Source organism: Collinsella aerofaciens, assembly GCF_901212495.1.
In the GTDB taxonomy this organism is placed as follows: domain Bacteria; phylum Actinomycetota; class Coriobacteriia; order Coriobacteriales; family Coriobacteriaceae; genus Collinsella; species Collinsella aerofaciens_H.
Genome location: NZ_CAAKNY010000084.1, coordinates 54,788 through 75,496, shown reverse-complemented (window position 1 = coordinate 75,496; position 20,709 = coordinate 54,788). Strand labels below are relative to the sequence as shown.

The 20,709-nt window shown below is 60.9% G+C and carries 13 protein-coding genes and 1 tRNA gene; 4 read left to right on the top strand and 10 right to left on the bottom strand.

Annotated elements, in window-relative coordinates; translation table 11 throughout:
- From SFLMC1_RS10535 to pknB, 4 genes are all read left to right on the top strand, one after another.
- Positions 1-417 carry an FHA domain-containing protein gene (locus SFLMC1_RS10535; RefSeq protein ID WP_006235180.1) on the top strand — a complete coding sequence of 139 codons (417 nt, stop codon included), beginning with the start codon at positions 1-3 and terminating at the stop codon, positions 415-417.
- Complete coding sequence (locus tag SFLMC1_RS10530; protein ID WP_152074160.1) at positions 414-2,318, top strand: Stp1/IreP family PP2C-type Ser/Thr phosphatase; 1,905 nt, start codon at positions 414-416, stop codon at positions 2,316-2,318. Before SFLMC1_RS10535 ends, SFLMC1_RS10530 begins: the two co-directional genes overlap by 4 nt.
- Before the next feature lie 16 nt (positions 2,319-2,334).
- On the top strand, positions 2,335-5,205 hold the full coding sequence (locus SFLMC1_RS10525; RefSeq protein ID WP_152074161.1) for an FtsW/RodA/SpoVE family cell cycle protein: 2,871 nt from the start codon (positions 2,335-2,337) through the stop codon (positions 5,203-5,205).
- Positions 5,206-5,337: 132 nt separating this feature from the next.
- Positions 5,338-7,329 carry a Stk1 family PASTA domain-containing Ser/Thr kinase gene (gene pknB, locus SFLMC1_RS10520; protein WP_152074162.1) on the top strand — a complete coding sequence of 664 codons (1,992 nt, stop codon included), beginning with the start codon at positions 5,338-5,340 and terminating at the stop codon, positions 7,327-7,329.
- Positions 7,330-7,474: 145 nt separating this feature from the next.
- On the opposite strand, the gene SFLMC1_RS10515 is transcribed toward pknB, so the two are convergent.
- From SFLMC1_RS10515 to SFLMC1_RS10475, 10 genes are all read right to left on the bottom strand, one after another.
- A complete protein-coding gene (locus SFLMC1_RS10515; RefSeq protein WP_152074163.1) occupies positions 7,475-10,177 on the bottom strand; it encodes an ATP-binding protein in 2,703 nt (900 codons plus the stop codon).
- A complete protein-coding gene (locus SFLMC1_RS10510) occupies positions 10,177-11,979 on the bottom strand; it encodes an extracellular solute-binding protein (protein WP_152074164.1) in 1,803 nt (600 codons plus the stop codon). Before SFLMC1_RS10510 ends, SFLMC1_RS10515 begins: the two co-directional genes overlap by 1 nt.
- 596 nt (positions 11,980-12,575) lie before the next feature.
- Entirely contained in the window at positions 12,576-12,701 is a 126-nt protein-coding gene (locus SFLMC1_RS11355; protein ID WP_261981439.1) for a hypothetical protein, read from the bottom strand.
- Positions 12,702-13,067: 366 nt separating this feature from the next.
- A tRNA-Arg gene (locus SFLMC1_RS10505) sits at positions 13,068-13,143 on the bottom strand.
- 406 nt (positions 13,144-13,549) lie between these two features.
- The gene (locus SFLMC1_RS10500) at positions 13,550-13,948 is read right to left on the bottom strand and encodes a DUF956 family protein (RefSeq protein ID WP_152074165.1); all 399 of its coding nucleotides are present in this window, start codon (positions 13,946-13,948) and stop codon (positions 13,550-13,552) included.
- A gap of 120 nt (positions 13,949-14,068) precedes the next feature.
- Positions 14,069-14,989, bottom strand: a complete 921-nt coding sequence (locus SFLMC1_RS10495; RefSeq protein WP_152074166.1) for a PTS system mannose/fructose/sorbose family transporter subunit IID — start codon at positions 14,987-14,989, stop codon at positions 14,069-14,071.
- 16 nt (positions 14,990-15,005) lie between these two features.
- The gene (locus SFLMC1_RS10490) at positions 15,006-15,824 is read right to left on the bottom strand and encodes a PTS mannose/fructose/sorbose transporter subunit IIC (RefSeq protein WP_152074167.1); all 819 of its coding nucleotides are present in this window, start codon (positions 15,822-15,824) and stop codon (positions 15,006-15,008) included.
- Between the two features lie 18 nt (positions 15,825-15,842).
- Positions 15,843-16,832, bottom strand: coding sequence for a PTS sugar transporter subunit IIB (locus tag SFLMC1_RS10485; RefSeq protein ID WP_152074206.1), 990 nt, complete (start codon positions 16,830-16,832; stop codon positions 15,843-15,845).
- A 376-nt stretch (positions 16,833-17,208) separates the two neighbouring features.
- Entirely contained in the window at positions 17,209-17,637 is a 429-nt protein-coding gene (locus tag SFLMC1_RS10480) for a hydrogenase maturation nickel metallochaperone HypA (protein ID WP_152074168.1), read from the bottom strand.
- A gap of 262 nt (positions 17,638-17,899) precedes the next feature.
- The gene (locus SFLMC1_RS10475) at positions 17,900-20,677 is read right to left on the bottom strand and encodes an FAD-dependent oxidoreductase (RefSeq protein WP_187323958.1); all 2,778 of its coding nucleotides are present in this window, start codon (positions 20,675-20,677) and stop codon (positions 17,900-17,902) included.
- Positions 20,678-20,709 lie beyond the last annotated feature (32 nt).

The following is a 20,709-nucleotide window of genomic DNA, read 5'->3' as shown; positions in this document are numbered from 1 at the left end:
ATGAACATCGATATCGTCCTTTTTGCAGGCCGCATCGTCCTGGTCGCCCTGCTCTACATCTTCCTGTTCGCCGTCATGAAAACCGGCGTGGGACTCGTACGCGGCCAGCGCCGCGACTCCGCTATCTGGACGATCGATGTGGACAAGGGTCCGCGCGGCATCCGTGGCATCCATGTAGACATGCTCGGCCCCGTCATCGTGGGCCGCTCGCCGTCCTCGGACATCTGTATCAACGAACCGTTTGTCTCGGCCTCGCACGCACGCTTTTCGCTGCAGGGCCCGGCACTCATCATCGAGGACCTCAACTCGCTGAACGGCACGCTCGTTAACGGCCGTCAGCTGGTGGAGCCCGCAACGCTGCGCGAGGGTGACGAGGTCCAGATTGGCGACGTGGTCATGAAGGTGAACCGTCGATGATCGACGAGGAGAACAAGTCCGCAACCATGCCCGAGACGCCGACTGTCCCCGCAGCTGCACCGGCTCATGCCGCTCCGGCGCGCCCTGCGACCGTAGAGCCCGAGGACACCGTGTTCTCCCTGCCTCTTTCGCATGTAACTCAAGAATATCCGGCACTCGTCGATGACGATGACGAGGACGCCGACACCGGGCTGCTCGACGCCCCCATCGGCGCGCACACCGCCGAGCAGCCCGCGGAACCGAAGGCAACGCCCGCACCGGCTCACTTTGCCGAGCCCGTCGCCGAGGCGATTAACGAGAGCGTTGCCGTGTTTGCAGCCCCCGAGCCTGCCGCGCCGGTATTCCCCGTCGCCCCGGCAAGCGAGGCGGCACCCGCACCCGCAACGCCTGCCGAAGTCGAGCAGCCCGTTGCCGCGCCCGCCACAGCTCCCGAGCCCTCCGCTCAACCCCAGAGCACGCCCGCGCCGTCGCACTTTGCGACGCCCGAGCCGACGGCTGCCGAGCCGCAGCAGGACGGCGATCCCGCCGACCGCGTAACCGAAGATCTCGGCCTTCCGGACGTCTCCGACGCCGAGTCGGGCAACGATGCCGACACCGTCTCCCCCGGCGACACCGCCGAGATCGATGTCGCCGCCGTGGAGGCAAAGCTCAAAGATCCCGGCTCGACCATGAGCTTTGAGCCACTGGCCGACGAGCGCATCGAGACCGACTCGACCTACGACGCCGGCACCACCACGCAGCTTATGTGGGGCGCCCGCTCCGACGTCGGATGTGTACGCCCGCACAATGAGGACTCCTATCTGGTGCAGTCGCCGCTCTTTTGCGTGTGCGACGGCATGGGAGGACACGCCGCCGGCGAGGTGGCGTCCTCCATCGCCGTCGAGACCATCGCCAAGACGGCGCCGCAGTCCGCCGACGCCGCGCGCCTGGCCGCAGCCGTCGAGGCCGCCAACGCCGCCGTGATCGAGGCCGCCCTCAACGGCCTGGGCAAACCCGGCATGGGATGCACGGCCACCTGCGCCTACATCGAAAACGACACGCTCGCCATCGCCCACGTGGGCGACTCGCGCGCCTACCTACTCCACGAGGGCACGCTCATCCGCGTGACCCGCGACCACTCCTACGTGGAGGAGCTCGTGGATGCCGGCGAGATTACGGCCGACGAGGCCCGTGTCCACCCCAACCGCTCGGTCATCACCCGCGCGCTGGGCTCGGATCCCGCCATGTATGCCGACCACTTTACCCTGCACATCGAGGAAGGCGACCGCTTGATTCTGTGCTCCGACGGTCTTTCGAGCATGATTCCCGATAGCGATATCGAGAACATCGCTACGCAGTCCTCGACCGCACAGATCTGTGTCGACAACTTGGTGGACGCGGCGCTCGCCGCCGGCGGCCACGACAATGTGACCGTGGTGGTCGTCGACCTGGTCGACGACGGCGTCATGCGCGAGGCAAAACGCCTCCGACGCCGCAATGTCACCATCGCCGCCGTCCTGGCCCTTGTCTTTGTGCTGGTAGCAGGCATCTGGGCATACACGGGCGTCACCGGCTCCTATTACTTGGGAACCTACCACGGCAATGTCGCCGTCTGGCGCGGCCTGCCCGGCAAGACGCTCGGGGTCGAGCTCCACTGGCTCGAGAGCGAAACCAGCATCAAGCTGTCCGACCTGCCCGAAGACACGCAAAACCGCCTGAAGGCAGGCATTCCGCAAACGAGTGTCGACGATGCGCAGGACACCATTTCCAAGTACCGCCATCAGATTGACGAGGAGCAGACCCGTCAGGTGATTGACGCGCAAACGATTCGCGACAACACCGATCAGAAATCCACCTCCGAGTCAGATTCCGAGAAAACCGCCGAACAGTCAGCCGAGGCCGAAGCCTCCGATAAGAATTAGAAAGGGAGTGCCGCTTATGAGTCGCCGCAACACCGAACTGCTCTTGCTCATCGCCTCGGCGTTCCCCGTCATCCTGCTCTATGCGATGTACGTGCTCACCGCGGGTGCCACGATTTCCTTTGAGACGCTCGCCGTGCCGATCGGTCTGTTCGCCGCCTTCGCCGCGGCGCATATCGCCGTGCGCATCCTGGCGCCCGGCGCCGACCCCGCCATCCTGCCCATCGTCTTTGTGCTCTCGGGCATCGGCATCACATTCGTGACGCGCCTGGCCCCCGACCTCGCCATCTCGCAGCTCATCATCCTGTTTGTCTCGGTGGCGCTCATGGTGGGAACGCTCGCACTGGTCAAGAATCTCGACGTGGTCATGCGCTACAAGTACACCTTTGGCATTATCGGCATCATTCTGCTGATGCTGCCGATCTTTATCGGCACCACGATCTCGGGCTCCAAGTTGTGGATTCGCATCGCGGGCTTCACCATCCAGCCCGGCGAGTTCGCCAAGGTCTTCATCGTCCTGTTCTTGGCAGGCTATCTGGCCGAGAACCGCGAGCTGCTCTCCATCTCCAACCGCAAGATCCTGGGCCTCAAGATTCCGCGCTTCCGCCTGCTGTTGCCGCTGTTTGCCGTGTGGGGCGTGTGCCTGCTCATCGTCGTCTTCGAACGCGACCTGGGCTCGGCCGTCCTGTTCTACACCATCTTTTTGCTGATGCTCTATGTTGCCACGGGACGCCTTTCGTACGTCATCATCGGCCTTGCGCTGCTAGCCGTTGGGGCCGTGGGCGCCTACAAGTTCCTGTCGCACGTGCAGGTGCGTTTCCAGGTCTGGGCCGATCCGTTTAAGGACGCCCAGGGCCAGGGCTACCAGATCGTACAGTCACTTTACTCGCTGGCCGACGGCGGTCTGGCCGGCGTCGGCATTGGCAACGGCATGGCAAACAACATCCCCGTCGTCGAGTCCGACTTTATCTTCTCGGCCATCGGCGAGGAAATGGGCCTTTTGGGCGGCGGCGCCGTGCTCATCCTGTTTATGCTTTTTGCCGTGCGTGGCCTCACCACGGCCGCCCGCGCCAAGTCCGACCTTGCCGCCTTTAGCGCGACCGGCCTTACGGCGGCCATCAGCTTCCAGGCATTCTTAATCGTTGGCGGCGTAACCCGCCTGATCCCGCTGACCGGCGTCACCCTGCCCTTTATGAGCCAGGGCGGCTCCTCGCTGCTGGCGAGCTTTATTATCGTCGCGCTGCTGCTGCGCGCCGGCGACGAGGCGACCGGACGCGAAGCCGAGCTCACCGGCACCGGCACCATGGCCGCCATCACCGATGACCAGGTCGCATCCGCCGCTGCCCCGACCGGTACGCGTTTTGCCAACGCACCTTCCTACAGCCACGGCAACCGCTCCACGGGTTCTCGCATGCGTCGTCGCCTGCTCGACACGCCCGAGTCCGGCGTGCTCGGCCGCGTGGCACTTGCCAACCGTCTGACTCGTGCCGTGCTTGCCTTCACGGCGCTGTTCGCCATCCTTATCGGCAACCTCACCTATGTCCAGGTCATCAAGGCGAAGGACTACCAGGATATGCCGACCAACAACCACACCATCGCCCGCTCCAAGTACATCCAGCGTGGCTCCATCATCACGTCCGACGGCGTGACGCTAGCCGAGTCGCTGCAGCAGGAGGACGGCACCTACGCCCGTTCCTACCCCAACGGCAACATGGCCGCGCACGTGGTGGGCTACGTGAGTCAGCAATACGGCACCGCCGGCATCGAGAGCGTCATGAACGATACGCTCACCGGCTCCAAGGATTACTCCAGCTGGAACAACGCCATCGCGTCGCTCGCGGGGCAGACCCAGCCGGGCAATACCGCCAAGCTCACCATCGACTCGCGCATCCAGACGGCTGCCGAGCAGGCGCTCAAGGGCTTTAAGGGCGCTGTGGTGGTCATGGATCCGCGCACCGGTGCGGTCCTTGCGTGCGCGAGCTCGCCCACCTACGACAACACCAACATCGACGCCCTCCTGCAGGCAGGCGGCGGCGAGGACGGCTCCATGTACGACCGCGCCATGGACGCGCTGTACACCCCGGGCTCGACCTTTAAGGTCGTCACACTCTCCGCGGCGCTCGAAACCGGCACCGCCAGCCTTACCAGCACCTACCAGGCGCCCGGCTCCATGGATATTGGCAACGCGCCGGTCACCAACTCCGCCAACGAGAGCTACGGCACCATCAGCCTGCAACAGGCCTTTGCCGTGTCGTCCAACGTCGTCTTTGGCCAGGTGGCCAACGAGATTGGCGCCAGCTCGCTCGTCCAGTTTGCCAACGCCTTTGGCTACGGCCAAAAGCTCGGCCAGGACCTGACCTCCACGGCCTCCATCATGGCCGACCCGTCGCTTATGACCGAGTGGGAGACCGCTTGGGCGGGCGCCGGCCAGCCCGTCGGCATGGACCACACGCCCGGCCCGCAGACCACCGTTATGCAGAATTGCGTGATCGCTGCGGCCATCGCCAACAGCGGCGTGATCATGGACCCGTTCTTTGTATCCCAGATACTCGCCCCGGACGGAACCGTGGTTAAGACCACGCAGTCCCGCTCGCTTGGTCAGGCCGTCAGTGCCACCACGGCCGACCAGGTCAAGCAGGCCATGCTCGCCGTCGTCCAGTCCGGTACCGGCACCGATGCCCAGATTCCGGGCGTCAAGGTTGCCGGCAAGACCGGTTCGGCCGAGACCGGCGGCACCAACGTCAACTCTATGTTTGTTGGCTTTGCACCTTATGATTCACCCACGGTTGCCATCTCGGTGGCCTTGGAGGATTACGACAAACACGACGTCGAGGCGGCCAAGATCGCCGGCATCGTCCTGACCGCGGCACTTGCCGCACAGGGAGCGTGATGCCCGTGATCAAAGCGGATACTTGGGGCGCGCCGCGGCCGATGAGCTAGCGGCAACGCGCCACACGGCCCCGGCGGCCACACATTTGGTACTACACACATCGTTGAGCGAATAGTTATGTTAGGAGCAGGAATGGAACAGAGGGTCCTCGGGGGAAGATACCTCCTCAAGGATAAGGTGGGAACGGGCGGCATGGCGACCGTCTTCCGTGCGCAGGATCAGGTCCTCGACCGCACGGTTGCCGTCAAGATCATGCTGCCGCAGTATGCCGGCGACGCCACCTTCGCCGCCCGCTTTAAGCAGGAGGCCCAGGCAGCAGCCGGCCTGTCCTCCCCCTATATCGTGGGCGTCTACGATTGGGGCAAGGATGGCGACACCTATTACATCGTCATGGAGTACCTGCGCGGCACTGACCTTAAGAGCGGCATCAAGAGCCACGGCGCCCTCGATCCCAAGAAGGTCGCGCAGATCGGTTCGCAGATCAGCTCCGCGCTTTCAGTCGCACACAAGCACGAGATCATCCACCGCGACATTAAGCCGCAGAACATCATGGTGCTGCCCGACGGCAACATCAAGGTAATGGACTTTGGCATTGCGCGCGCCAAGAACAGCCACCTCACGCAGGACAACAACGTGTTGGGCACCGCCCACTATGTTAGCCCCGAGCAGACCCGCGGCCAGGACCTCGGCCCCACCTCGGATATCTACTCACTGGGTGTCGTCATGTACGAGTGCGCCACCGGTCGCGTGCCCTTCGACGGCGACGACGCCATCTCGGTCGCGCTCAAGCAGGTCAACGAGCTTCCCATTCCGCCGAGCCAGATCAACTCGGGCGTCGATGCCGACCTGGAGCGCATCATCCTCAAGTGCATGGAGAAGGACCCGGCCAACCGCTTCCAGACGGCCGACGAGCTGCGCCAGGTGCTCAACAGCTACCTGTCCGGCCGCGCCGTCAACGTCTCGGAGCCCACGCGCATCATCGGTGCCGCCGGCGACCTGGGCGCCACCAAGACGCGCGAGCTTTCCGACTCCACGCGCGCCATGGTTCGTCCCGTCTCGGGCGTGAGCGGCCAGAACACCGCCCGTAGCGCCGTCTCGGGCTCCACGGGTTCCTACGAGGTCGAGAAGCCCAAGTCCAACAAGAACAAGATCATCGCCGCCGTGGTTGCCGCCATCGCCGTGATTGGCATCGTAGTGGCCTTTGCCACGGGCATGTTCAGTGGCGAACAGGTCACGGTGCCCGACGTGCTGGGCAAGGACCAGGAAACCGCTATTGAGCTGATCAAGAAAGCCGGCCTTGAGGTTGGCTCCGTCGACCAGAGCTACAACGACGATGTCGACGAGGGAAAGGTCGCCGAGCAGACCCCCAACGGCAACACCAAGAAGGCCAAGGGCACGAGGGTGAACCTGGTAATCTCCAAGGGCCCTAAGCCCTCCGAGAAGGTTGAGGTTCCGCAGCTCATCGGCCTGACCAAGGACCAGGCCGAGGCCGCACTGGCAAGCGTGGGCCTGAAGGGCAGCGCTTCGGAAGAAGCCAACGAGGCCGAAGAGGGCCAGGTCTTTGAACAGAGCACTGCTGCCGGCAAGGAGGTCGAGAAGGGCACGACCATCTCGTACAAGGTCTCCAGCGGCCCGGACACCACCTCGGTGCCCGATCTGACCGACATGACCGAGGCCCAGGCGCGCAACGCTCTCGACATGGCTGGCTTTGGCGTCGACGTGAGCTACCAGGAAAACGACTCGGTTACCGAGGGTACCGTAATTAGCTGGAACCCCAGCGGCAAGCAGAAGCCCGGTGCCACGATCACCGTCGTCATCGCCAAGAAGTCCGGCAAGGCCAGCGTCCCGGGCAACCTGTACGGCAAGAGCATCTCCGCCGCCGTCACCGCGCTCAACAACGCCGGTTTCTACAACATCAGCTTCTGTGACCAGAATGGCAACCCTGTGAGCGGCAACGAGAATGCCACCGTTACGGGCGTCTCCCCCACCGGTAAGCAATCCACCGACAGCACGATTACGCTGACGGTCGCACTTTCTAGCTCGGGTTCGGGCTCAGGTTCAGGTTCGGGCTCGGGTTCGGGCTCGGGTTCGGGCACGGGTAACGATTCCGGTACGACCAACTAGTCGCCACCCCACCGCTCATTCCAGCTCTCACCGCAAACATATTCGCTCACAGGCGCCCGCTTGCTCCCCCAGCAAGCGGGCGTTTTGCATATAGGTAGACGTCGGAGGCCTGCCTTAGCGCCAGCGCATTGCCGGCGCTTATTCGTCAGCTATCGCCGCCGGATCGAGGGGGGGGGGGAGCGACAAGCTTCTCCATCGTCTTCTCGAGTAGGCTGATGTCGATGGGCTTGGAGGTGTGCGCGGTCATGCCCGCCTCCAGGCTGCCGCGCACATCCTCGGAAAACGCGTTCGCCGTCATGGCGATGATGGGAATGACGGCACCGAACGGGTTAGCACCCATGCGAATGGCACGCGTCGCCTCCAAGCCATTCATCCTCGGCATCTGGATGTCCATGAGGATGGCGTCGAACTCGCCGGGCTTGACGCTGGCAAAGCGCTCGACAATCGCTGCACCATCGGGGCAGACCTCACAGCTCGCACCGCTCATCTCGAGCAACGCGCTGAGAATCTCTGCGTTGAGCTGGTTGTCCTCCGCGCACAAGAAGCGCATGCCGTTAAGCACAGAGGTATCGGATGTCGGCGTCGCCGTGCTGCCATAGACGCGGCGCACGACGCCCTCGAGCTCCGCCAAGAAGAACGGACGCGAGACGAAGCCATCGGCTCCGGCAGCCACGACGCGCTGGGTGACCTGCCCACGCAGAGCATAGTCGATGCAGAAGACGAGCGGCCCGTCCTCCCCTGCCGCCTCTCGCAGCGCCGCGATGCTCGCCCCGAGCGCAGGGTCGTCAACACAACCTGCGAGCAGGATGACGTCTGCAATGTGCGCAGCTGCGCCCGCACATGCGTCCTCAACGCTCTTTGCAACATCGAGGACGATGCCGGCCTCCTCGCAGCGCATGCTGACATTGCGCTTGAGGCGCTGCTCGCCGCACACAAGCAGCATCCGCTCCACGCCGATGTCGTAGCTCGCGTCCTTGTCGATGGCCAAGTCGAGGACGACCGTAAACTTCGAACCCTTACCCGGCGTGCTCTCAACCTCGATGCTGCCGCCCATGAGCTCGACAATGTTCTTGGCGATGGCCATGCCCAGACCCGTACCCTGGACTTTGTTCGTACCCGAGGACTCCGCGCGGGAGAACGGATCAAAGATGTACTTGAGGAACTCCTCATCCATGCCGATGCCCGTGTCGGTCACCTCGAAAAGCAAGCGCGCATAGTCGGCATCGCCGCTGTTAAGCTCCGTGATGCTGAGCTCGACCTGACCGCCGTCCGGCGTGTACTTGACCGCGTTGGAAAGTAGGTTAAGGATGGTCTGCCGCAGCCTGACACCATCGGCAACAAGATACTCGTGGCGCAGGTCGTTGACGAAGATATGGAACTCGTGATGGCGTCCCAAGGCCTGGGCACGGATAATGTTGTCAACTTGGTTGATCTGCTCCGCCAAGCTCACCGGCACGAGTTGCAATTCGACCTTGTCGGACTCGATCTTGCTCATGTCGAGGATGTCGTTGATAAGGCTGAGCATGTGATTGCTCGAGAGCTTGATTTTCTGAATGTAGTCCGCAAGCTGCTCCGGGCTGGTCGTCCCGTGCTCTATGAGATTTGTAATGCCGACGATGGCATTCATAGGCGTGCGGATATCGTGAGACATGTTGGCGAGAAAATCGCTCTTGGCGTGGTTGGAGGCCTCTGCCTGGGAACGCGCCACCTGGGCATCGCGCACCGCAAACTCAAGCTCCTCGTTCTTGGTGTCGAGCTCGGCGTTGACGCGCTTGAGACCCTCCGCGTTCTTATGCTCGATCTCGAGCACCTGGCGCTGCTTGGCGCGCAAGACAATGTAAATCGCCACAGCGCATGCTGTCACGAGCGCAAACGCAAAGCCCATGACGAGCTTAACCGTCGTGTTGACGAGCTCAACGGTATTTGTCGCGACATAGCGAGCCGGCACCAGGAAGACGAGCGTCCAATCGGCGCTGTCCATGCGACTCAAGGCGTAGTAGTACTCCTCGTCGTCAAGTACGGCGTTCGAATAAGCGACGCCATTTGCCTCAAGCTCTGCGGCGGCCTTGTCAAAGGAGCTGCCGTGCAGGTACCGCATCTGCTTCAAGACGCTGAAGGCGTTGTGCCCCCTGATCGGGCTGTTGTTGCTGCTGAAGAGTTTGGAGCCGTCGTTGTCGACAACGATAACGTTGTTCGCCCCGTCATATGCCTCGCATGAGAAATAGGGCTCGAGCTCCTCCATATTGCATAGAAGGCCGGCGTAAACGATCTTGGTATCTTGGCCGTCGCCGAGCGACAGACGAACAGGCTGCTCAAGGCGCTCGAGAAACACCATCAAGGTCTTGTTGGTCGTCATCGTAGTGGTCACGTAGTTGATGCGCTCGGGATTGCCAAGCAGATGATCCATCTCCTGCATGGACCCCTTGGGGCCCGTCTGGGTGTAGTAGCGCCCCTTGTCGTCAACCATGATGATATCGGTGCCCTCGTCCCCAAGATTAGCCAAACGGTGCTGCCTCTCCATGAGGGACACGAGCGCTTCCACATCCTGCGGGCTCTCATCGCACAGATAGTTGACCTGCGTGTCAACGGCGTGCCATTTGCTGTCGATGATATCGTCGAGGCCGTCAAAGAGCTCCGTGGTCACCTCGCCCATCTGGCTGAGACGCTCCTCGTAGAGCACGCGATCGTTGTAGCGACCGTACATATTCAAGAACAGCAAGGCGCCCGCGATGACGATGGCGAGAAACACCATGAACACCGTTTTGGCTTGCTTTGAGGAGAAGTCCGCATCCGCGCGCTTGAGCACGAGCGAACGCAGACCTCTTTGTTTATCGTTATGATTCGGCACTAATCGTTCCAAGCTACATCCGCGGGAGATAGGGTCTCAAACTTGCTCAGGTACTCTTTCATGGCATCCAGACCGAGCACGCCGCTGTCCTCAAGATTGCCCTCCTTGGCCACCTCATCGGTCACACCCGCAACGGCGACCTTGTAGGTAGCGTTGTCGTCGATCTTAAAGCCTTCCGGAGCGGCGAGCACGTAAGGGTAGACATTGCCATCGCCCGCACGGTCGTAACCGGAGCCCATCAGGTCCTTGACGCGCTTGCCCGCAAGCGTGACAGTCTTGATGTTATCAGTCCAACCCGTGGGAACGATGGAGGAGATCTCCATGTCCGTAACGTCGCCGGCAAAGAGCGCACCACTCACGCCGTCGACGTTGAGCTCGTCGCGGGTGCCGGAGTAGGGATAGTACTTGTTGGTTGAGATGAGTGCCAGGTCGCTGTCCGTCGCCTTGGCAAAGCAGATTCCGACGAGCTTGGCGCAGGCGTCCGTATCGAGCTTCTTCGTAACCGTGGTGAACACCTGAGACTTGTTGTCCACCATGAGGGACTGGCTATCGTCGATTGCCGTCTCGAAGTCGGCCAAGCTGGCCTTACCCTTGATATAGTCTAGACCTGCGTTTCCGATGGGAACGATGAGATCTTCCCAGCCAGAGTATATAAACGGAGCGGTGAGGCCCTCGTTGAGCTGGTCCAAGATCTCCGCATAATACCCGTCGGCCTTGGGCGTATAATCCTTAAGCGGCAGCAGCGTGGAGTCGCTGTACGAGGAGTTGAAGGCTTGCATGCCCTCGACCGTGGAGAAAACCTCCATCACATGCAGGGCATCCTCGAGCTTTTGCTCGTTACCGGAATCCTGCAGATGCTTGTTCAGGCCCACATAACTCGTGGTTTGCAAAATAAAGGCATTGTCTCTGCCATCCTTTGACAGATAGGGCATCAAGCCGAACTCGTCCGTGGTGTCACCGTCGGAGAAGTCGTTGTTGTTGCCGAGCATGAAGAGGGTGTTGCCCTTGGCAAACTCCTCCCTCGTAACATCGTCACTAACGGGGTCGCCCCCATCGTTGAGCATGCCCAAGTCACGCCACTTGTCGAGGTCCTCCATGGCCGCCTTTAACTCCTCAGACCCTGCGACCGTGGCCTTGCCGTCAAGGAAGTCGGCACGCCACTGGACGCCATCAGGGGTGTTGAAGAAGCTGGTGTCGAGGATGTTGCACCAATACTGGAAGCCAAAGCCCGGGTACTGAATCTGGGTGAGACAGAGGTTCACGCCTGCCTCCTTGGCCTTGGATGCAAGCTCCTCGAGCTCTTTTAAGTTAGTGGGAAGCTCCCAGCCATGCTCTTTAAGCAGCGTCTTGTTGTAGGTAATGCCCAGACAGCTGTAGCAGGTGGGCAGCATGTAGATGGCACCGTTGTCTGTCACGTCTTGGAGGCGGGCCTCGGTGTATTTGTCAGTAAAATCATAGCCTGACAAGTCGATGAGTTTGTCGCCCATGTGCTCGTAGCTCGGCTCATACACGGTCGAAAAATAGATGTCCGACATATCGTCCGCTTTAAGGGATGCCTGGGTGTACGCAGTGTAGTTCTTACCGCTGTAAGGGATAATCTCGAGGTTGATCTCCGGGTACTTCTCGGCAACCATGTCCTTGAACGCGCTGACGTTGCGGAAAGGTGCCATGATGGTTATTGCCTCGTGTTCGCCATCGGATCCCGCCGCACCCGAACCCCCGCAGCCCACCAGCGTGCCGGCAAGCAGTACCACGGAACACGCAAACGCTAGGAGTGCACGGCCGATCATCTTTCTCTTCATTCGATGATCCTTTCCCCTTTTGGCGAGGTGTGAGGGGTAAAGACCGCCCTTGCTCCTCTATTCTCTTTCATATGTAGTTCCCCATTATCCCATTAATTAACTGGGGCTATTGTCTGATGCGATATAAAAGTAAAGTTTATCCGAAGAGTTCCATCTCTTGGGGTCATCATTATCTGCACGAAATAAAGGACGGTAAGGTCGTTCGCATTCAAGACCAGAAGAGCCCGGCACCGTTGCGGTACCGGGCTCGGCATATCTCTGGTGCCCCCGGGCGGATTCGAGAACTCCCCCCGCGGGGAAGTTAGCCAAGCTGGCTGAAATCAACTCCTCTGGCACGATCTCTAAAACCAAAAAGCCCAATTTGCTTGCATCCTACTGCTGGGCCTTTTATGAAAATAGGGACCCCGAGCGCAACGCGTTGCGCTGAGTCCTGAGGCTGTTGCACTGAAAATGAGAATCAAGGGTTCGATAGCAGGCAGGATTTGTTTTTTGAAATATGGACGAATTCCTCGTCAGGAGGGTAAAATGGTGCCGACGGCAGCCCAAGTTGTGGTGAGCTGGGCAGAGCCGTTGCTTAGTAGAGTTAGGTCATCGTCTTAGCGACGGTGGCCTTTCTTTTTGGGCTTCGAGCCCTGCTTGAGTGCCTTGGAAAGGCCGACAAGGGCCGTGAGGAGCGAGACCATAGCGGTCAGGAGCTTCACGAGCGCGGTAAAATCGGTCATGGGCATCACCTCCCATCGGATGGAGGGCTCTGCCCGGCACGAGGACTGCCGCCAGCGAAAACGATTTTATCAGAGTGGTTGGCCCTCTCCGATCAATTCACGCTCCTCACCCTCGCGAAGAGTGTGGGCATGGCAGAATCGGCATGAAACGGCAGTGCGCTAGGGCAGCGACGACGAGCTTTCCAAAACTATCAAGACGTGTCGCCGTTACGGTACCGGGCTCGGCATATCTCTGGTGCCCCGGGCGGATTCGAGAACTCCCCCCCCCGCAGGGAAATTGGTGACGCGGGTGTCGACGGCCCGAATCCGCCGGCGGCCCCCCACAGACCAGAAACGGCGCCGCTCTCGCGACGCCGGCATATTCCCTGGTGCCCCCGGGCGGATTCGAACCGTCGACACCCGCTTTAGGAGAGCGGTGCTCTATCCCCTGAGCTACGGAGGCATGTTGTATTAGTGTAGCAGATTTATGTCGCAGCCATACAGTGCATAGCAGCTCTTCGAAGTTGTGGCGGAATAGCCTTCCGGAAAGCACGTCCCACTATCCAGGTGAATTCTGGTCCAGACTTTCCTCATGGGACCTCGCTGGGAAACTGTGTCCCAGAATTTCCGCTCGAAACGGGATATGGTTTCCCAGACGACCCCGTTCCGGAAACTACATCCCGGAATCGGTGCTTAGACTGGGATGGATTTTCCCAATCGAGTCCAACGGGAAGCTTCATCCCAGTCTGAGGAAAAGGCCAAAACGCAGCTTCTAAGCGACGGATCAAAACGAAGTTGCGGTGGAATAGTCCCTGCCAGAAGCATCTAAAGTCGAATTTAGGAACTATTTCACCGCAACTTATGAGGAGCTAGTCGCCTTTGTGGAAGAGGGCTTTGATGAGGGAGGGGATGCTCTTGGCACCCTTGGTGGTCACGTCGATAAAGTCGGGCGAGCGCACGAGCTTGTCCTCGTCAACGTACTTGCGGACCGCGCGAAGCGTCTCTTTGTCATCACGCGTCGAAAACGTAAAGTGGCCGTTATCCTTGGTAAAGATGGCAAAACGCGTAATCTTCTTGGTGCCGCGCAAAACCTCGGCGGCGATATAGTCGACCTCATTCCACGGGATCTGAATAAAGTCCTCGGGATTGCGCTCGTTATAGTACTCAAACGCCTTATTGCCCACCATCACGTTACCGTGACTGGTAAGCCCCATCAGACAGGTTGCCGGCGTTGCCAGATCGACCTTGCTGTTCTGAGATTGCGCCATGCGCGCCTCGCCCTCCAGATAAAACAATCGGACCGCATCCAGTGTACCCACCGGGTGCGGTCCGTTTCAATGGCTCAAAAGCCCTTGCCTAGCAACTCTCGGTCTTAAGCCGAAGTGCGCTTACATGAAGCCGCAGACGCGACCGATGATACCCACGGCGAAGAGAGCCAGGATGATGACGATCGGGCTGACCTTCTTCTTGAGGAGCTTGCAGACAAAAAGGGTCAGGCATACGGCGGCAAGGCCGGGGATGAGCTGATCGAGGTTAGCCTGAAGCGTGGTGACCTTCACCTGGTCAAGGGCGGTGGCACCGATGGAGTTGTACATCGTCAGTGCTTCCTTGATGCCCTTGGAACCGGAGGGCAGGCTAGCCCAGTCGATAAAGGCGCCAGCAGACTGCGTGACCTTGGAGACGACCGGGGTGAAGGAGATGGACACCCAACGCTCGACCAGGGCGCCGATGATGAACATACCCAGGATGGAAGCACCCTCGGTGACCTTGCCCATCAGACCGCCGGAGAGGTCCTTGGCGATGGAGGAGCCGACCTTGTAGCCAAACTCCTGCGTGTACCACAGGAAAGCGTAACGGATGATGTTCCACGCGAAGAAGAACAGCAGCGGACCGGCGATGCTGCCGGACAGGGCCAGGGAAGCACCCAGAGCGCCCAGGATCGGGCGAAGGGTGAACCAGAATGCGGGGTCGCCGACGCCGGCGAGCGGGCCCATCATACCGACCTTGACGCCCTGGATGGCGACGTCGTCGATCGGAGCACCGTTGGCGCGCTCCTCCTCGAGGGCGAGGGTAACGCCAATGACGGGGGCGGAAACATAAGGATGGGTGTTATAGAACTCCAGGTGGCGCTTAAGAGCGGCAATCTGGTCATCCTTGCTGGTGTAGAGCTTCTTGATCGCAGGGATCATTGCGAAGCACCAGCCGCCATTCTGCATGCGCTCGTAGTTCCACGAGCCCTGAAGGAACTGATGACGGAAGCAAACCTTCTTGCGGTCAGCCTTGGTGAGCTGAATCTTGTTCTCTGCCATATGTATCACTCCCCTCCTACTCGTAATCGTTCAGAATGTCGCCGAGCGGGTCACCGGAGCCACCGCCCATGCCGCCACCCTGCTTGGCCAGATCCTTAAGGCCAAGGTAGATGAGGGCAAGGGAGATGCCGATGAGGCCAAGGGCGATCAGCGTGAGCTGAGGGATGGCAGCAAGGACAAAGCCGAGGATGAAGAACGGCCAGGTCTCCTTGGTGGCCATCATGTTGATGACCATGGCGTAACCGACGGAAGCGACCATGCCGCCGCCGACAGCCATGCCGCCGGACAGCCAGTCGGGCATAGCGTTAAGCGCGTTGGTAACCGCCTCGGCCGGGATGACACACAGAAGTACTGCCGGAATGGCGATACGAAGGCCCTGCATGAGGATGGCGGCATACTGCCAGCGCTCGATGCCGGAGAAGTCGCCCTTCTCGGCGCAACCGTCCATGGCGTGAGCGATAGCGGTAGCCAGGGTACGGCAGATCATGGTCAGGAACAGGCCGGCGACCGACAGCGGGACGGCGACGGCGATGGCGGCGGTAACGGCCTTGGCCGAATCGGTGGCGCCGCCGTTGAGGGCGAGCACCATGATGATCGAAGAAGCGACCGAGGCCAGAGCGGCATCAGGAGCGACGGCGGCGCCGACATTAGCCCAGCCAAGGGCCATCATCTGGAGCGAACCGCCCAGGAGGATGCCCTCCTGAAGGTGACCGGTTACGAGACCGATAAGCGTGCACGCCACGAGCGGCTGATGGAACTGGAACTGATCCAGAATGCCTTCCATACCGGCAAACAACGCGACAATCGCAACAAGCAGAATAGTGATTGCAGACATGTATCGGACCCTCCTTTACTATGCTTGAGCGGCCAGTTCGGCCTTAGCTTTCTTCAACATGGCGTCGAGATCCCCGGAGGAATCCGAAGGAACCTTGCGGACCTCGAACTTGACGCCCTTGGCCTTGAGGGCCTCGAGAGTCTTAACGTCGTCATCGCCCATGGCGACGGCGTTGGTGACGACAACCTTGCCCTTGGAGTGAGCCATGGAACCGATGTTGACTTCCTTGATGTCGACGCCGGCCTCGATGGCCTTGAGCAGATCCTGCGGATTCTCAAAGAGTAGCAGCGCCTTGGTGTCACCAAAGCGCGTATCCTTGACGACCTCGGCCATCTTCTTGATGGGCACGACGTTGGCATGGACTCCCGGAGGGGCAGCCTGCTCGATCATGGTCTTGCGGAGCTCGTCGTGAGCAACGCCGTCGGAGACCACGATGATGCGGTTGGGGTTGATCTGCTTGGTCCACGTGGTGGCCACCTGGCCATGCAGCAGACGGGTGTCGATACGGACGTGGGCAATCTTGATGTGCCCGTCGCCGATGACCGTTCCCGGAGGGATGGCGCCTGCAGGAGCAGCGGCGGCCGCAGCCGGCTTCTTCTCCTCGGGCTCCAGAGACACGGGCTTGACGCGCACGCCAGCCTTAGCCTCAGTCACAAGATGTTTTGCGATCGCATGTGCAGTGTTCTTTGCATCAAAGCGCTGCGAATATGCCTCGATGAGCATAGGCAGGTTGACACCGGTGACGATAGCCCAGGAATCGTGGCCCTCGATGAGCCCGCTGATCTGGTTGAACGGCGTGCCGCCCCACAGATCAACGAGGAAGAGCACCTGCTCCTGGTCCTCGAAGGAAGCGATTGCTTCCTCGACCTTGGCACGGAAGTCGTCGGGGCCCATGCTCGGCTCGAGCGAGACCACGGCTACAGACGGCTGATCGCCAAAGACCATCGAGCCCGTCTGCTTGATTCCAGCAGCCAAGTCCCCGTGGCTAGCAAGAACAATACTTACCATCACATAACCTCCTTTTTGTCTACGTAATTCCTACACGACATGAAAGGAGTATACCTGCAAGCACCGTGAAATTATAGAAGAAAATGTAAATGGCTGAATATTTTGTTTAAACATCTATCTTTGTTACAAGTTGATTACGTTGCTGCTTTTTGACTCATTACCAACCAAGGCATCGTTCATCAAGCCACGTATTTTGCAGATACAAGCAGGCTGTTCATTAATTACCATTTTAAGCAAGTGCCATGCGCTTATGCTGCCACCATTTTGTTTAAACAGACATGACTTGACATTTTCGTGGCTTATGTTCTAGCGCAAGTAGTCGTTGGGGACGTTCTTGATTGACTAGTCATGTAAGAGCGTCCCCAACGACTAGGGGCTAGACGATGTGGAGGGGGTTGGCGGCGTCGATGGCGTCGGGGGCGTCAGAAGGGCCGTCGGGGACAGCGTCTGCCGGGTCCTCGTCGGGGGTCTCGATCTGCTTGATCATGACCTCCTGGCCCTGCAGCAGGTATGTCTCGCCGCTGCCGCAATGGGGACAGATCTTGCCGTGCTCGACCGTCGCGTAGTCACGGCCGCATGCCTCGCAATGCGTCACGGCCTCGACGGGCTCCACAATAAGCTCCGCACCCAGCGTGATGGACTTTTTATCTGCCGCCCAGCGCCAAGCGTCGAGCAGCAAGTCGGGAACGACGCCCGAGACCTCGCCCAGCAGCAACGTCACGCTCGAAACGCGACGCACGCCATTGGCGCGCGCCACGTTCTCAACATCGCGAATGATGTGATACACGATTCCCAATTCATGCAAGATAAAAACCTTTCGACAGAGGTCGATGCGATGTCAATTCAACGTCAGCGAGCGGCGCCCAGGTACCCCAGCTTTCCTTCCGCCGTTCTAACGAACGGCGGTCGGCTTGACGCTGCGCGAGCCCCAGACGGGCGATCTGCCTTTCAATCGTCGGGCATGGGCAAAAGCCCTATGCCCTCCTCTTTCAAGGCACCTCGCCACGCCTGAGACCCGCTCGCTGTCCAACCGCCCTCTGCGCCGTTCACTTACTTGTTAGGTTCTTTTACTTCTTCCCGAATTTAATCTTGATCGCGCGCTTCAAGGCGTACTTACCCAGGCTGGGGAGCTTTTGCTCGTATTTGACCATCGTGGAGCACTCGGGGCGGTCGCGATCCAGATGGATGGCGTCGAACGCGCACTTGGTGGTGCACAGACCGCAGCCGATGCACTTGTTGGGGTCGACGATCGAGGCGCCGCAACCCAGGCAGCGGGCAGTCTCGGCGCGCACCTGTTCTTCGGTAAAGGTCTCGACGTACTCGCTAAACGGCGCGGCCTTCTCGCGCCCGCGGTCCACGTGGGCGACCTCGCGGCTCGCGTTGTCGTAGCTCTCGATCACGACATCGTCGCGGTCGAGCGCGCTGTAGCGGCGCTGGTTGCGGCCGATGGTGAGCGTGGATCCCGGCTGCACAAAGCGATGGATGGAGACGGCGGCCTCGTGACCGGCGGCGATGGCATCGATGGCAAAGCTCGGGCCGGTGTAGACGTCGCCGCCCACAAAGATGTCTGGCTCGGCGGTCTGGTAGGTCTGGGGATCGGCAAGGGCACCCTGGCCGCGGCCAAGCTCCACCTTGGAGCCAGCCAGCAGGTCGCCCCACACAATGGACTGGCCAATCGACATGACGACACGGTCGGCATCGACACGGCGCAGATCGTTCTCGTCGTATTCGGGCGCAAACCGGCCCTCGTCGTCAAAGACACGCGTGCAGCGCTTGAAGGTGATGCCGCACAAACGACCGGCCTTGTCCAGGTGAATCTCCTTGGGGCCCCAGCCGCAGCTGATGTGCGCGCCGTCCTCAACGGCCTCGCGACGCTCCTCCTCGCTGGCGGGCATCTGGGCCTCGCTCTCCAGGCAGAACATCTCAACGTGCTCGGAACCCAGGCGGCAGGCGTTGCGCGCGACATCGATAGCCACGTTGCCGCCGCCAACCACGATGGTGCGGCCGGGCAGCGCGTCGATCTTGCCGCTGTTGACCTCGCGCAAAAAGTCGACGGCCGCGGTCACGTCCTCGGCATCCTCGCCCGGAATACCGGCAAGGCGGCCGCCCTGGCAGCCGATAGCCACGTAGAAGGCCTTAAAGCCCTGCTCGCGCAGCTCGTCGAGCGTCACATCGCGACCGACCTCCACGCCATAGCGGAACTCGGCACCCATCAGGCGAATGATCTCGACCTCGGCCTCGACAACGTCCTTCTCCAGCTTAAAGCTGGGAATACCGTAGGTGAGCATACCGCCCGGGCGCTCGTTCTTCTCGAACACGACGGGCCTGTAGCCCTTCTCGGCCAGATAGAAGGCACAGGACAGGCCGGCCGGGCCGGCACCGATAATGGCGATCTTCTGGTCGAAGCCACCGGCACGCGTCGGGGTCACAACAGGTGGGACATAGCGGGTCGCGGCATCCAGATCGCGCTGGGCGATGAACTTCTTGACCTCATCGATAGCCACGGCGGCGTCCACACGGCCGCGGGTGCAGGCATCCTCACAGCGGCGGTTGCACACACGGCCGCAGATAGCGGGCAGCGGGTTCTCGCGCTTAATGAGTGCCAGGGCCTCGTCATAGCGGCCCTGCGCCGCGAGCTTCAAATAGCCCTGAACGGCGACATGCGCGGGGCAGGCCGTCTTGCAGGGAGCGGTGCCGGACTCATGCGTCTCGATGCGGTTGTCGTTGCGGTAGTTGGGCGACCACTTGGTGTGGTCCCACTTGGTGGCATCGGGCAGCTCCTGGCGCGGATACTCGGGCACCTGTCCGCCGGCCTTTTTGCTGCAGAGCTTCTGGCCCAGCTTGGCGGCGCCGGCCGGACACACCTCAACGCAGCGACCGCAGGCCACGCACTTGTCCTTCTCGACCTTGGCGACATAGGCCGAGCGCGACAGGTTGGGCGTGTTGAACAGCTGCGAGGTGCGCAGGGCATAGCACACGTTGACGTTGCAGTTGCAGATGGCGAAGATCTTGTTCTCGCCGTCAATGTTGGTGATCTGGTGCACAAAGCCGTTGTCCTCGGCCTGGCGCAAGATGTCGTAGACCTCGTCGCGGGTCACGTAATGACCGCGGTCGGTCTCGACAACGTAGTCGGCCATATCGCCCACGGCGATGCACCAATCGGCCGGGTCGTCGGCGCAGCCCTCTCCCATCACGCGACGGCTCGCGCGGCAGCTGCAGGTGCTGGCGGCATACTTGCCCTCGTACTTGTCGAGCCAGTGCTCGATATGCTCAATCGGCACCGACGTGCTCGCGGCATCGATGGCCTTCTCGACCGGAATGACATGCATGCCGATGCCGGCGCCTCCGGGCGGCACCATCGGCGTGGCGCGGGACAGCGGCCCCTTGGACGCCTGCTCAAAGAACTTGGCATAGACCGGATGCTCCTCGAGCTGGCCAACGCGCATGTTGAGGAACTCGGCGGAACCCGGCACCAGCATGGGCAGGACCCACTGCTTGGCGCGCTCGGGGTTTTCCCAGTTGTACTCGAGCAGACCCGTGTAGCTCATGTCGTCGAGCATCTTCTCGATATCGGCCTCGGGCATGCCGGCGAGCTTGACCATCTCGGGCAGCGTGTAGGGACGGCGCATCTTCATCTTGCAGAGCACTTCGGCCTGCTCGTCGGTCGCGGCCTCGGCAAACGACCAGTACTCGTAGCCCAGCAGCTCGTCGCGATGCAGCAGGCGGTTGGTACAGTGCTCGCACAGTTTGACGATGGCCTCGCGCGGATGCTCCGGCAGCGGCGGTACAAACTCCGCGCCGATATCGGGCTCGGTGTAGCTAATCCCCGGTCCGTTGAGAATCATGGTTGTCCCTTCTCTTGCCGCAGCCCGGCGAG

Bases quoted from the DNA above. Each gene is read 5' to 3' on its own strand.
- SFLMC1_RS10475 (WP_187323958.1), bottom strand. From the start codon at position 20,677: ATGATTCTCAACGGACCGGGGATTAGCTACACCGAGCCCGATATCGGC.
- pknB (WP_152074162.1), top strand. From the start codon at position 5,338: ATGGAACAGAGGGTCCTCGGGGGAAGATACCTCCTCAAGGATAAGGTG.
- SFLMC1_RS10495 (WP_152074166.1), bottom strand. From the start codon at position 14,989: ATGGCAGAGAACAAGATTCAGCTCACCAAGGCTGACCGCAAGAAGGTT.
- SFLMC1_RS10525 (WP_152074161.1), top strand. From the start codon at position 2,335: ATGAGTCGCCGCAACACCGAACTGCTCTTGCTCATCGCCTCGGCGTTC.
- SFLMC1_RS11355 (WP_261981439.1), bottom strand. From the start codon at position 12,701: ATGACCGATTTTACCGCGCTCGTGAAGCTCCTGACCGCTATGGTCTCG.
- SFLMC1_RS10485 (WP_152074206.1), bottom strand. From the start codon at position 16,832: ATGGTAAGTATTGTTCTTGCTAGCCACGGGGACTTGGCTGCTGGAATC.
- SFLMC1_RS10500 (WP_152074165.1), bottom strand. From the start codon at position 13,948: ATGGCGCAATCTCAGAACAGCAAGGTCGATCTGGCAACGCCGGCAACC.
- SFLMC1_RS10490 (WP_152074167.1), bottom strand. From the start codon at position 15,824: ATGTCTGCAATCACTATTCTGCTTGTTGCGATTGTCGCGTTGTTTGCC.
- SFLMC1_RS10510 (WP_152074164.1), bottom strand. From the start codon at position 11,979: ATGAAGAGAAAGATGATCGGCCGTGCACTCCTAGCGTTTGCGTGTTCC.
- SFLMC1_RS10530 (WP_152074160.1), top strand. From the start codon at position 414: ATGATCGACGAGGAGAACAAGTCCGCAACCATGCCCGAGACGCCGACT.
- SFLMC1_RS10535 (WP_006235180.1), top strand. From the start codon at position 1: ATGAACATCGATATCGTCCTTTTTGCAGGCCGCATCGTCCTGGTCGCC.